This is a genomic window from Streptomyces sp. NPDC048001 (assembly GCF_043203115.1).
Taxonomy (GTDB): Bacteria; Actinomycetota; Actinomycetes; order Streptomycetales; family Streptomycetaceae; genus Streptomyces; species Streptomyces sanyensis.
In genome coordinates this window covers 91,941-104,443 of sequence record NZ_JBIDBN010000014.1, presented here as the reverse complement: position 1 = coordinate 104,443, position 12,503 = coordinate 91,941, and the positions used below count along the sequence as shown (strand labels likewise).

The window sequence follows — 12,503 nt, the reverse complement described above, 5'->3', positions numbered from 1 at the left end:
CCCACCGACCACGCCGGCACCGACCACGCCGGGCACCGTCCGGCCGGGCGGCGACCGGCACGCCGACCCGCGCGGAGACGCGCGGTCACATGTACACGAGGGGGACCCGTGAAGGACGCAGCAGAGCGCACGCGCGCATGGCCGCGGGAAGAGGACGAACAGTGGGCCGCCAGGGTCGAGATGCGTCTCGCCCTCGACCTCCAGGCCCCCGACGGCCTGGCCGACCTGGTGCTCGACGAGGTGCACGAGGCCGTGACCGAGACCGGGCTCGACGCGCGGGAGCTCTTCGGCCCCCCGGACGAGTACGCCCGCACCGCCGTCGAGGAGCATGTCGGCGAGGAGCAGCGGGCCCGGGTCGACGTGAAGGGCATGGCCCCCGGTCAGCGCTTCACCGCCTCCCTCGCCACCTTCTGCGGCATCGGCATCCTGCTCGGCCTGATGCACTGGTTCCGCGAGGGGCTCTGGATGGCACCCGGGCCGGCCGCCCTCGCCGCGCTCGCCGGGATCGCCCTCGCGGGCCTGCTCGCCGTCTGCGCCCTCACCGCCTGGTCGGCCGGGCGGATCCGCGGCGCCGCCGGCCTCGCCGCCGCAGGCGCGGCCGCCGTCGGAGCGGCGGTGGCCGCGGCCTCGCTGCTCCCGGAGGACCCCCGCGTCACCCTGCCCGCCCCGGCGGCGGCGGCGGTCTGCGCCGTGCTCGCGGTCCTCGCGGCCAACCTGCCCGCCGCGGCCGTCGAGCGGTGCTTCGTGCCCGCCCCACGCCCCGGCGACGACGGGCACTGGCTGTCCCGCCTGGAAGGGGTCCTGCGCGGCCGCCACGCCCTGTCCGCCGCCGAGGCGCGCGGACACGTCCGCGAGGCCCGACGGCACCTGGAGGCCTCCGGGGAGGACGCGGCCACCGCCTTCGGCGACGTCGAGGTGTACGCCCTGCGCCTGGCGGCGGGTCCCCGCCGCGCCGCGCGCGTGGAGCGCCGCGAACTCTACGGGGCGACGGCCATCGCGGCCGTGCTGGCGCTGCTGCTCGTCGAGAAGGTCCGCAACCCGGAGCCGGGCTCGGTGTGGTTCTGGTGCTCCCTCGCCGTGGCGCTCGTCTGGATCACGCATGCGATCCGCCTCTGGCTCCGCGCCGCCGCGACCCGCAACCGCCGCGGCGGCAGGGCGTAGCCCTCCTCGCCGCCCGGCCCGGTGCGGAAACGTCTCCTGCACGTTCCGAGCCCCGGGGCGCCCCCTCGGGCCGGTGCCCGGCGGCGACCGGGACGGCTCGCGAGGCCGTGGCGCGCCCTCCCGTCTCCCGGCCGCGGCGACCGCGCGCACCACCCGCCGCCCGTACCCGTCCTGCGGGCACCAAGGCCGGGCCGCGCGCCGCCCGGGCGGGCACCCCGGGCCCGGCGCGGGCCCCGTCGAGCCGCCGTCAGATGGCGGGCAACCAGGCCCCGTCGTCGGTGGCGTGGGCCAGGACGCGCTGTGCGGCGCCGCCCCGGTGCGCCGGAACGCGGTCGGGCAGACGATGGGCGGGGCGGTTGCGTGAACAGGTCCCAGCGCTGTCGTCAGCTGTCGAGAGCGGGGCCCCTCGGTCCTTACACGGCGTCTGGATCGACCGTGACGGAGAAGGGTGCGTTGGTCTTCACGGTGCCGGTGAACATCTCGCCGTCCCGGTGGGCCCTGGTGGCGGGGTCGAGGACGTAGGTGTAGACGATCGGGACGCCGGTGGCGGCCTGCTCGACCCGCCAGTAGTAGGGGATTCCGGCCTTGGCGTACTGGTCCACCTTCACGATCCGGTCGGTGGTCTCCGATCCGGGCGACACGGCTTCGACGACCAGGAGTACGTGCTCGGGGCGGGTGGGTGTGAGGCCGATGGTCTCCGCCCGGTAGACGATCACGTCCGGGCGGCGGTTGGTGAGCGGCACGTCCTGCAGGCGGACGTCGAACACGAGCCGGCTCACGAGGGCAGTTCGGCCGAGGGGGGTGGGCTCGTGGTTTCGTCGGCGGTGCCAGCCGTTGTGAGAGGCTGGATCACATGAACCGGTTGGCTGGTATGACCTCGCCGTATCTGCTGCGGCACGCCGACAATCCGGTCGACTGGTGGCCTTGGGTGCCCGAGGCGTTCGAGGAAGCGAAGCGGCGCGATGCCCCCGTGTTCCTCAGCGTCGGCTGCAGCAGCTGCCACTGGTGCCGGTGAACTCGCGGACCCGGTAGTCGACGGTGCTTACACGGCTCTGATGATCACGCGCTTCCCGCAGAGCTTCGACCAGTCGTCACGGTCGGAGGTTAAAACGATCACGGGAGCCGGGACGCGGAGCGCGAGCGCGGCGACGAGGGCGTCGATCGCGTACTTGTGCCCGTGCAGCCCGCCTGCGTCCTGAAGCAACCCCACCGCGGTCAGGGAGTCCTCCTGGCTGACCGGTTCCACCCGCAGCCGGGAGAGCACCCACTTCAAGCGCGCCAGATCGGTCTTCCCATGTACGGCTTCGACAATGGTCAGCGCGGACACGAGGACGGGAACCCCAGCCTGCCGGGATGCCTCGATGCGAGCTGCCATGCCGCGGTCGTTGCGCAGGAGCAGGGAGAGCGCCTCGGAGTCGAGCACCAGCGAACGGGCCGGCTGCTCCTTCACGCGGCGCCCCGCTCGACGTCCTCGGCGTTCACGTCCCCGAACAGCTCGCGACGAGCGGCTTCGATCTCCTGCTCCGTGAGCGCGCCGTGCTCCTCCTCGTGGGAGGCGACAATCTCGGCGAGTCCGTCCATGGCGAGCTGGTGCCTGACGGCTTCGGTGATGTAGCTGGACAGCCCACGGCGGCCGGTTCGGGAGCGGAGTTCACTGACCAGCTCGGAGGGCATGGACACGGAGATGTTCTCGGTGGTCCCGGCTCGGGTCGGCTTCATGGGTCTCAGTGTAAGACAATGTCTATTACGCATGTAGTCCCTTTGTCGTCGTGGGTCATGCGGTGTCGGCGTGCTGCTCGCCAGGACTTCAGCTGCGCGAAGGCTCGCTCACCCGGCGCTCTCAGCCGGGCGTGGTCACGGTTGAATTGCTGGTAGTGCTCGGGCTGTTCGCGGTGGTGGTAGTACGGGGTGCGGAAGGTGGCGCCAGCGTCCTGGCAGGCGCGGTCGGCCAGGACGTTCAGGGTCTCGTCGACGTACCGCCAGGCAGTGGCCTGAGATATGCCGAAACCGGCTCCGAGCTGCGAGAACGTCTCGTTCCACCGCAGGTGGACCAGCGCGAGCAGTGCCTGCTGGAAGCAGCCGAGCTTGCGCCATCGGGTACTGCGCACTCTGCGGTGCTCGTGCAGCAGCCAGGCGACATGCTCAACCAGCTCGTGCGGGACGTCGAGCATGGCAGGATGCGGAACCGCCCCTTTGATCGCCGGTGTGATGAGTGAGATCACCACGCCAACGACAAGGGGGCCTCCCCCTGTAGCACCCGTGCTGGCTCCCGTAGGGGTGTGCTTGGGCCGAGGCAGAGCCCTGTAACGACTCCGTGTGGCTACTTGGGTGGATTGCCCAGTCCTGGCGTTGTGTGCGGGGCGGGTCCCCGGCGTGTTGGTTGATCGGTCCGCGCGGAGGGCCGGTGAGCTGGGATACTGCAGGCATGGTGAACCGACTGGCAGACTCCCAGTCGCCTTATCTCCTCCAGCACGCCTCCAATCCTGTGGACTGGTGGCCATGGGGAGAGGAGGCGATGCAAGAGGCCAAGCGGCGCGATGTCCCCGTGTTCCTCAGCGTCGGCTACAGCAGCTGCCACTGGTGCCACGTCATGGCGCACGAGTCCTTCGAGGACGGCGGCACCGCCGCCTACCTGAACGAGCACTTCGTGTGCGTCAAGGTGGACCGCGAGGAGCGCCCCGACGTGGACGCGGTCTACATGGAGGCCGTGCAGGCCGCCACCGGGCAGGGCGGCTGGCCCATGTCGGTGTTCATGACCGCGGACGGGGAGCCCTTCTACTTCGGCACCTACTTCCCGCCCGAGCCCCGCCACGGCATGCCGTCCTTCCGGCAGGTGCTGGAGGGGGTCGCCGCGGCGTGGTCGGGCCGCCGGGAGGAGGTCGGGGAGGTCGCCGCGAGGATCACCCGGGACCTCGGCGAGCGCCGGCTGGTGGCCTCCGGTGCGGGGGTCCCGGAGGCGGACGACCTCGCGGGCGCGCTCCTCGGGCTGACCCGGGACTTCGACGAGGCGCACAAGGGCTTCGGGGGCGCGCCCAAGTTCCCTCCGTCCATGGTGCTCGAGTTCCTGCTGCGCCACCACGCCCGCACGGGGTCCGAGGGCGCGCTCCAGATGGCCGCCGAGACCTGCGAGGCGATGGCCCGCGGGGGGATCTACGACCAGCTCGGCGGCGGGTTCGCCCGCTACTCCGTGGACCGGGAGTGGACGGTCCCCCACTTCGAGAAGATGCTCTACGACAACGCGCTCCTGTGCCGCGTCTACGCCCACCTGTGGCGGGCCACCGGCAGTGCGCTCGCCCGCCGGGTCGCACTGGAGACCGCGGACTTCCTGGTGCGCGAACTGCGCACCGCCGAGGGCGGCTTCGCCTCCGCGCTGGACGCCGACAGCGACACCCCGGACGGCGGCCACGCCGAGGGCGCCTTCTACGTGTGGACGCCCGTCGCGCTCCGCGAGGTCCTCGGCGAGGAGGACGGCGCCCGGGCGGCGGAGCTGTACGGCGTGACCGAGGAGGGCACCTTCGAGGAGGGCGCCTCGGTGCTGCGCCTGCCCGGCGGCGAGGCCGACGCGGAGCTCTCCGCCCGGCTGCTCGCGGCGCGCGGGGAGCGGCCGAGGCCGGGCCGGGACGACAAGGTGGTCGCGGCCTGGAACGGGCTGGCGATCGCGGCACTCGCCGAGACGGGGGCGTTCTTCGACCGGCCCGACCTGGTCGAGCGGGCCACGGAGGCGGCGGACCTGCTGGTGCGGGTGCACATGGACTTCTCCTCCGGGGGCGTGCGGCTGCACCGCACGTCCCGGGACGGCCGAGCCGGGTCGGGTGCGGGCGTCCTGGAGGACTACGCGGACGTCGCCGAGGGCTTCCTCGCGCTCGCGGCCGTGCAGGGGGAGGGCACCTGGCTGGAGTTCGCCGGATTCCTGCTGGACATGGTGATGGACCGGTTCACCGGGGAGGAGGGCGAGCTCTACGACACCGCGCACGACGCCGAGGAGCTGATCCGGCGCCCCCAGGACCCGACCGACAACGCGGCCCCCTCCGGCTGGACGGCGGCCGCAGGCGCCCTGCTCGGCTACGCCGCGCACACCGGCTCCGCCGCCCACCGCACGGCGGCCGAACGGGCCCTGGGCGTGGTGAAGGCGCTGGCGCCCCGGGCTCCGAGGTTCGTGGGCTGGGGGCTCGCGGTGGCCGAGGCGCTGCTCGACGGCCCGCGCGAGGTGGCGGTGGTGGGGGTCGAGGGCGATCCGCTGCGGGCGGAGCTCCACCGCACCGCGCTGCTGTCGACGGCGCCCGGTGCGGTCGTCGCCGTGGGAGGGCCCGATGATGGCGAGTTTCCGCTGTTGCGCGAGAGGCCCTTGGTGGGTTCGGGTCCGGCCGCGTACGTCTGCCGGGGATTCGTGTGCGAGACACCGACCACAGCGGCACCAGAGCTTGCCCAAAAGCTCACCAACCGGAGCTGAAACGGCGGAATTTAACCGACGAGCACCGGAACGCAATCCTCCGCCTCTACAGTCCTGAACGACCGTTGTTCCGCGCCCGTACGGGGAGTACGTGCGCGGGCGCGGTGTGCGCGCCGGACGGCCAAGGGGGGTCCTTGCCGCGGCGCAAGGGGGCCTAGGGGGGCTTTGTGCTCATATCGGTGTTCGTCGTTGCCATTTCCATGGCGTTGTTCTGGATGGCGGCGTTCACGCTCTGGTGGCAGATGCATGCCTGGCGTACACCCGAGACGCTGGCGTCCACCCGCTTCGACCGCCCCGAGGGCGGCACGGAGCTGTCGTTCTCGCTGCTGCTGCCTGCCCGCCACGAGCAGGCGGTGCTGGAGCACACCATCGAACGGCTACTGGAATCCAGCCATTCCAACTTCGAGATCATCGTGATCGTCGGGCACGACGATCCGGAGACCGCGGCGGTCGCCGAACGGGTGGCCGCGCGGGACCCGGTCAGAGTGCGGGTGGTCACCGACACCCACGAGACCAAGAACAAGCCGAAGGCGCTGAACACCGCGCTGCCGCACTGCCGGGGCGACGTGGTGGGCGTCTTCGACGCCGAGGACCAGGTCCACCCCGAGCTGCTCACCCACGTGGACCACGCCTTCACCAGCACCGGCGCCGACGTCGTCCAGGGCGGCGTGCAGCTGATCAACTTCCACTCCAGCTGGTACAGCCTGCGCAACTGCCTGGAGTACTTCTTCTACTTCCGCAGCCGTCTGCACCTGCACGCCGAGAAGGGGTTCATCCCGCTCGGCGGCAACACCGTCTTCGTGCGCACCGCGGTGCTGCGCGAGGCGGACGGCTGGGACCCGGAGTGCCTGGCCGAGGACTGCGACCTCGGTGTGCGCCTGTCCTCCGTGGGCAAGAAGGTCGTCGTCGCCTACGACAGCGACATGGTGACCCGGGAGGAGACCCCCGGCACGCTGATGAGCCTGCTCAAGCAGCGCACCCGCTGGAACCAGGGCTTCCTCCAGGTGTACCGGAAGAAGGACTGGCGCCAGCTGCCCACCCGCGGTCAGCGGATGCTGGCCCGCTACACCCTGATGTCCCCGTTCATGCAGGCGTTCACCGGTGTGATCATCCCGGTCAACGTGGGCATCGCGCTCTTCCTCGACGTGCCCGCCGGCATCGCCGTCGTCACCTTCCTGCCGCTGATCACGGCGCTGGTCACCTTCGTGTTCGAAGTCGTGGGCCTGCACGACTTCGGGGTGGCGTACGGGCTGCGGGTGCGCTTCGTGCACTACGTGAAGCTGATCCTCGGCGGCCCCTTCTACCAGCTGATGCTCGCCGGGGCGGCGGTGCGCGCCGTGTGGCGCGAGAAGACCGGCCGCAACGAGTGGGAGCTGACCAGCCACGTCGGCGCACACCTGACGGATCTGACCGAGACCAGAGAGGACGCCCGCCGGTGACGACGACCCTGCCCCCCGTACCGGAGACCACCGGGACGGCCGGCGACGCCGGGCCCGGCGGCACGCTCCGGATCCCCGCCCAGCGCACGAACTCCCCGGAAACCGGCGCCGCCGCCTGGGTCCGCCCCGTGGTCCGCTTCCGCTCCTCCCGCCCCGACCTGCTGATCTGCGCCGCCCTGCTGTGCCTGATCATGGTGGTGCAGGGCTGGAACATCGCCCACTTCCCCGCACTGAGCGACGACGAGGGCACCTACCTGGCCCAGGCGTGGGCCGTCCAGCAGGGCGAGGGCCTGGCGCACTACACGTACTGGTACGACCATCCGCCGCTCGGCTGGATACAGATCGCGTTCCTGACCTGGATCCCGTCGCTGATCGCGCCCGAGACGATGACCGTGGCGACGATGCGCCTGGCGATGCTCGTGGTCAGCGCCGTCTCCGCGGTCCTGCTGTACGTGCTGGCGCGCCGGCTGTGGCTGCCGCGCTGGGCGGCGGCCCTCGCGATGCTGATGTTCGGCCTGTCGCCGCTGTCGGTGGTGCTCCAGCGGGAGATCTTCCTCGACAACATCGCCGTGATGTGGATGCTGCTGGCGTTCTGCCTGGCCGCCTCCCCGAGCAGGCATCTGTGGCACCACTTCGCCGCGGGCCTCGCCGGCGCCGTGTCGGTGCTCACCAAGGAGACGATGCTGCTGGTCCTGCCGGCGCTGCTGGTGACGATGTGGCGGCACAGCCACCGCGACACCCGCAAGTTCGCCGTCACCGGCGCGATCACCGCCTGCGCCCTGATCGGGCTGTGCTACCCGCTGTACGCGCTGCTCAACAACGAGCTGCTGTCCGGGCCCGGCCATGTCTCGCTGATGGACGGCATCACCTACCAGCTCGGGCGCCCGGGCTCCGGGTTCATCCTGGAGGCGGGCACGGGCTCGAACGAGGTGCTGCGCTCCTGGCTGTACTACGACACCGTGCTGCCGATCGGCGGGCTCGCTGGCGCGGCGCTGCTGCTGGCCACGCTGCGCTGGTCGGTGACCGCGCGGGCGCTGGCGGGCCCCTCGCTGGTGGTCCTGATCCTGGCCGTGGTGGCGCTGCGGCCCTCCGGCTACCTCCCGGCGATGTACGTCGTCCAGGCGCTGCCCTTCCTGGCCCTGGTGCTCGCGGGCGGCGCGGCCAGCGTGGCGCACGCGGTGCTGCGGCGGCCCGTCGGGCGCGCGGCCGCCCCGCGGGCCGAACGCCGGGTGCGCGGCGCCCTGGCCGGGGTGCTGGCGCTGGCGGCCCTCGCCTTCGTCGTCCCGCACTGGTACGAGGGCAACCGCGACGCCCTGACCGCCGACGCCAACGCCCCCTACCGGGCGGCCGCGGCCTGGATGGGCACCCAGGTGGAGGACCCGTCCGCCACCCGGGTGCTGGTCGACGACGCACTGTGGCTGGACCTGGTGCACGACGGGTTCACCCCCGGCACCGGCGTCATCTGGTTCTACAAGGCCGACCTCGACCCGGCCGTGACCAGGACCCTCCCGGGAGGCTGGCGGGACATCGACTACGTGGTCTCCTCGCCGACCGTCCGCCGTGACGCGGTCGACCTGCCCAACGTCAAGGCGGCCCTGGAGAACTCCGAGGCGGTCGCCGTGTTCGGCCGGGGCGAGGACCGCATCGAGATCCGCCGTGTCGGCAGCGAGGGAGGCACCCAGTGACCACACCGCGTAGGACCGGGGCCGGCGAGCTCGGCGACCCGGAACTGACCGTCGGCCAGGTCGCCGAGCCCGGCGCCGTGACCCTCGTCGTGCCGACCTTCAACGAGTCCGGCAACATCCGCGAACTCCTGCGCAGGCTCACCGAGTCGGTGCCTTCCCAACTGCCCTGCGAGGTCCTGTTCGTCGACGACTCCACCGACGACACCCCCGAGGTGATCCGCGACGCGGCACAGGACTGCCCCTTCCCGGTGGCGGTCCTCCACCGGGAGGAACCGGTCGGCGGCCTCGGCGGAGCGGTGGTCGAGGGCCTGAAGCGCGCGGGGTCCGACTGGGTCGTGGTGATGGACGCCGACCTCCAGCACCCGCCCGCCCTGGTGCCGGAGCTCGTCCGCGCGGGGGAGTCGTCCGGTGCCGACCTCGTCGTGGCCAGCCGCTACCTCCCCGGAGGCAGCCGCGAAGGGCTCGCCGGAGGCTACCGGGTCGCCGTATCGCGCGGCGCGACCTGGCTCGCCAAGGCGCTGTTCCCGCGACGGCTGCGGGGCATCAGCGATCCGATGTCGGGGTTCTTCGCCATCCGGCGCAGCGTGGTGGCCGCCGACGAGCTGCAGCCGCTCGGGTACAAGATCCTCCTCGAACTCGCGGTGCGCTGCCGCCCGGAGACGGTGGCGGAGGTGCCGTTCGTCTTCCGGGACCGCTTCGCCGGCGAGTCCAAGTCCACGGCCAGGGAGGGGATGAGGTTCCTGTCCCATCTGTCCGGGCTGCGCACCGCTTCGGCGGCGGCCCGGATGGCCGCCTTCGGGCTGATCGGCCTGACCGGCTTCCTGCCCAACCTGGCCGCGCTGCACCTGCTGGTGGCGGGCGGGATGCACTACCTGCCGGCCGAGATCGTGGCCAACCAGTTCGGTGTGGTGTGGAACTTCCTCCTGATCGAGGTCCTGCTCTTCCGCGAGCGGCGGCGGCACCGGCACTGGGCGGACCGGTTCGGCCGCTTCGCCCTGCTCGCCAACGCCGACCTGCTGCTGCGCATCCCGTTGATCGCCCTGTTCGTCGCCCAGTGGGGGATGGCGGTGCTGCCCGCGACGGCCCTCGCCCTGCTGACCACCTTCGTGGTGCGGTTCGCGGCGACCGAGGCGCTGGTCTACCTGCCGCGCCGCGGTGCCCCGGGGCGCGGGCGGGCGGGCGCGCGGGCACTGGACACCGCCCGGTAGCGGGCCGGGCGGGCGCGGCCCGGCCCAGGAGACCGCGTGCGTGCGGCGCCGGCCCCGTGGCCGCCGCCGCACGCACGTGCACGAGAGCCGCCGAGAAACGCACGAAGGGAACACCATGTCACCACCCCTCAGGAGCGGCCTGCGCCGCAGGCCCCGGACCGCCTTGCTCGCCGTCGGCGCCCTCACCACGGCTCTGCTGATATCCGCGCCGCAGAGCGCGCAGGCCGGACCGCCCAACCTGATCAGCAACCCGGGCTTCGAGACCGCGGGAACGGGTGCCATGCCCGCCTGCTGGTCCCAGTCGGGCTGGGGCGACAACGACTACACCTTCGAGACCGTCGCCGACGCCCACTCGGGCACCAAGGCCATGAAGGTCGAGCTGACCCGCCGGGTCGACGGCGACCGCAAGGCCCTGATCACCGAGAACACGGTCTGTGCGCCGACGGTGGTCCCGGACCGCCAGTACGACCTGTCGCTCTGGTACAAGTCCACCACCCCCGATGTCTCGGTGACCCTCTTCCGCCGGGACACGGACGCGGGCTGGCAGTACTGGACCGACCTCAAGACGCTGGAGATCAGCGCCGACTACGCCCAGGCCGAGGTGCGGACCCCGGCCGTCCCGCCGAACACCGACCGGATCGCCTGGGGCGTGTCGGTCTACGGCACCGGCTCGGTCACCACGGACGACTACGCGATGGAGGAGGTCAGCGTCCCCGTGCCGGACCCGGAGTGCACGGGGACCGCGCAGGAGTGCGAGGACGGCCGCTGGGAGGTGCTGCCGGTGCAGAACCCGGTGCGCTCCATGCACTCGGTGGTGATGCACAACGGCAAGGTGCTGCTGATCGCCGGATCCGGCAACGACCCGTCCCTGTTCGAGGCGGGCAGCTTCACCTCCGCGGTGTACGACCCCGCGGACGGCAGCTACCGGGTCATCCCGACCCCCGCCGACATGTTCTGCGCCGGGCACGTCCAGCTCCAGGACGGCAGGGTGCTCATCATGTCCGGCAACAAGGGCTACCCCTCCGCCGACGGCACCATCGGCTACCAGGGCCTCAAGGACTCCTACCTGTTCGACCCGGAGACCGAGACCTACATCCGGACCAACGACATGAACGACGGGCACTGGTACCCGTCGGCCACGATCCTCGGCAACGGCGACGTGATCTCCTTCGGCGGTCTGAAGGAGGACTCCACCGGCTCGGTGACCGCCGAGCGCTTCTCGGCCGCCGAGAACAGGTGGCTGCCGCTGTGGCAGGTCAACCAGACCTGGTCGTACTGGGGCCTGTACCCGTCGATGATCCTCATGCAGGACGGGCGGCTGTTCTACTCGGGCAGCCATGTCTTCGGCAACGGCACGCCCGGTACCGGGGCGGCGATCTACGACTACGAGGCGAACACCGTCACCGAGGTCCCGGGCCTGCAGAGCAAGGACGAGCGCGACCAGTCCGCGAGCGTGCTGCTGCCGCCCGCCCAGGACCAGCGGGTGCTCACCCTCGGCGGCGGCAACATCGACACCAACCCGGCGGCCAACCGGCTGACGGACATCATCGACCTGAAGCAGCCCGACCCGAGTTACGTGCACGGGCCGCCGATCCCGCAGGGCACGGTCGACATGGGTGACGGGCCCCGGCCCCAGACGGGCGCCGAGGGCAAGATGTACGTCTCCGCGGTGCTGCTGCCGGACGGCACGGTGCTGGAGACCGGCGGTGCTCTGCACAACCGGGCGAACCCGGTGTACGAGGCGTCGATCTTCGACCCGGTGACCGAGACCTTCGACCCGGTCACCCCGGACCCGGAGGCCCGCGGCTACCACTCCTCGTCCTTCCTGCTGCCGGACGGCCGGGTGATGTCGGTGGGCGACAACCCGGGCAACGGGTCGTGGAACCACAACGTGTCGGTGTACACCCCGCCGTACCTGCTGAAGGGGCCGCGGCCGCAGATCACCTCGGTGATCGACGGCGAGTGGACCTACGGCGACACCCAGCGGATCACCGTGGACCGGCCCGTGGTGAAGGCGGAGCTGATCCGCCCGGCGGCGGTGACCCACTCCTCGGACCCGAACCAGCGCTTCGTGGACCTGCCGATGACGGTCGACGGCAACAACATCGACCTCAATGTCACCAGCAACCCGAACCTGGCCCCGCCCGGCTGGTACATGCTGTTCGCGGTGGACGCCAACGGCGTGCCCTCGGTGGCCGAGTGGGTCCACCTGAGCGGTCCGGCGGCGATGGCGGCCGAGGCGCCCTCGGCGCATGTGCACGAGTTCGCGCAGGAGGCGCAGGCCGCCCCCGAGCAGCCGCAGCGCAAGCGGGCGTCGGCCCCGGTCGACCCGCAGGTCGCGGGTTGCGACCGGCACTACGGCGGTGCCGGGGTCTGTGTGCCGACCGTCTTCCCGAAGAAGGTCGCGCCCACCACCAAGGCCCGCTGCTCCTGGTTGGCGGAGCACGACTACGGGCGGCTGAAGGTGAACGGCAAGGACGACCCGCTGAAGCTGGACCCGAACCGGGACGGCGTGGCGTGCGGGAAGGGTGATCTGCGCAGGCGCTGATCCCTCCTCCCG

At 71.9% G+C, this 12,503-nt stretch carries 9 protein-coding genes and 2 pseudogenes; 7 read left to right on the top strand and 4 right to left on the bottom strand.

Annotation, left to right across the window (positions count from 1 at the left end):
* Positions 1 to 108 precede the first annotated feature (108 nt).
* Positions 109 to 1,161, top strand: coding sequence for a hypothetical protein (locus tag ACGF15_RS24925; protein WP_345616250.1), 1,053 nt, complete (start codon positions 109 to 111; stop codon positions 1,159 to 1,161).
* Positions 1,162 to 1,574: 413 nt separating this feature from the next.
* Here ACGF15_RS24925 and ACGF15_RS24920 read toward each other — a convergent pair.
* Positions 1,575 to 1,925, bottom strand: a pseudogene (locus ACGF15_RS24920) (Uma2 family endonuclease); the annotation flags it as partial.
* A gap of 89 nt (positions 1,926 to 2,014) precedes the next feature.
* Here ACGF15_RS24920 and ACGF15_RS24915 point away from each other — a divergent pair.
* Positions 2,015 to 2,170: pseudogene (locus ACGF15_RS24915) on the top strand (DUF255 domain-containing protein); the annotation flags it as partial.
* A gap of 33 nt (positions 2,171 to 2,203) precedes the next feature.
* On the opposite strand, the gene ACGF15_RS24910 reads toward ACGF15_RS24915, so the two are convergent.
* Genes ACGF15_RS24910 through ACGF15_RS24900 form a run of 3 tightly spaced genes read right to left on the bottom strand, consistent with a single transcriptional unit; the run spans position 2,204 to position 3,386 of the window.
* Positions 2,204 to 2,611, bottom strand: a complete 408-nt coding sequence (locus ACGF15_RS24910) for a PIN domain-containing protein (protein ID WP_362612811.1) — start codon at positions 2,609 to 2,611, stop codon at positions 2,204 to 2,206.
* Positions 2,608 to 2,880, bottom strand: coding sequence for a hypothetical protein (locus ACGF15_RS24905; protein ID WP_392802074.1), 273 nt, complete (start codon positions 2,878 to 2,880; stop codon positions 2,608 to 2,610). Before ACGF15_RS24905 ends, ACGF15_RS24910 begins: the two co-directional genes overlap by 4 nt.
* A 5-nt stretch (positions 2,881 to 2,885) precedes the next feature.
* Positions 2,886 to 3,386, bottom strand: coding sequence for a transposase family protein (locus ACGF15_RS24900; RefSeq protein ID WP_392802071.1), 501 nt, complete (start codon positions 3,384 to 3,386; stop codon positions 2,886 to 2,888).
* A 200-nt stretch (positions 3,387 to 3,586) separates the two neighbouring features.
* Between ACGF15_RS24900 and ACGF15_RS24895 the strand changes: the two genes are divergently transcribed.
* The 5 genes from ACGF15_RS24895 (at position 3,587) to ACGF15_RS24875 (ending at position 12,491) form a co-directional block, all read left to right on the top strand.
* A complete protein-coding gene (locus ACGF15_RS24895) occupies positions 3,587 to 5,611 on the top strand; it encodes a thioredoxin domain-containing protein (protein WP_392802068.1) in 2,025 nt (674 codons plus the stop codon).
* Between the two features lie 200 nt (positions 5,612 to 5,811).
* Positions 5,812 to 7,050, top strand: a complete 1,239-nt coding sequence (locus tag ACGF15_RS24890) for a glycosyltransferase (RefSeq protein ID WP_392802065.1) — start codon at positions 5,812 to 5,814, stop codon at positions 7,048 to 7,050.
* Complete coding sequence (locus tag ACGF15_RS24885; RefSeq protein WP_392802062.1) at positions 7,047 to 8,735, top strand: ArnT family glycosyltransferase; 1,689 nt, start codon at positions 7,047 to 7,049, stop codon at positions 8,733 to 8,735. Before ACGF15_RS24890 ends, ACGF15_RS24885 begins: the two co-directional genes overlap by 4 nt.
* Entirely contained in the window at positions 8,732 to 9,943 is a 1,212-nt protein-coding gene (locus ACGF15_RS24880; protein WP_345616262.1) for a glycosyltransferase family 2 protein, read from the top strand. The genes ACGF15_RS24885 and ACGF15_RS24880 overlap by 4 nt, the downstream gene beginning before the upstream one ends.
* A 115-nt stretch (positions 9,944 to 10,058) precedes the next feature.
* Positions 10,059 to 12,491 (top strand): galactose oxidase-like domain-containing protein, encoded by a 2,433-nt coding sequence (locus ACGF15_RS24875; protein ID WP_362612820.1) that lies wholly within the window; start codon positions 10,059 to 10,061, stop codon positions 12,489 to 12,491.
* Positions 12,492 to 12,503: the final 12 nt, after the last annotated feature.

What these genes read in the sequence shown, in the direction of transcription:
- ACGF15_RS24875 (WP_362612820.1), top strand. Translation starts at nt 10,059, where the DNA reads ATGTCACCACCCCTCAGGAGCGGCCTGCGCCGCAGGCCCCGGACCGCC.
- ACGF15_RS24890 (WP_392802065.1), top strand. Translation starts at nt 5,812, where the DNA reads ATGGCGTTGTTCTGGATGGCGGCGTTCACGCTCTGGTGGCAGATGCAT.
- ACGF15_RS24905 (WP_392802074.1), bottom strand. Translation starts at nt 2,880, where the DNA reads ATGAAGCCGACCCGAGCCGGGACCACCGAGAACATCTCCGTGTCCATG.
- ACGF15_RS24895 (WP_392802068.1), top strand. Translation starts at nt 3,587, where the DNA reads ATGGTGAACCGACTGGCAGACTCCCAGTCGCCTTATCTCCTCCAGCAC.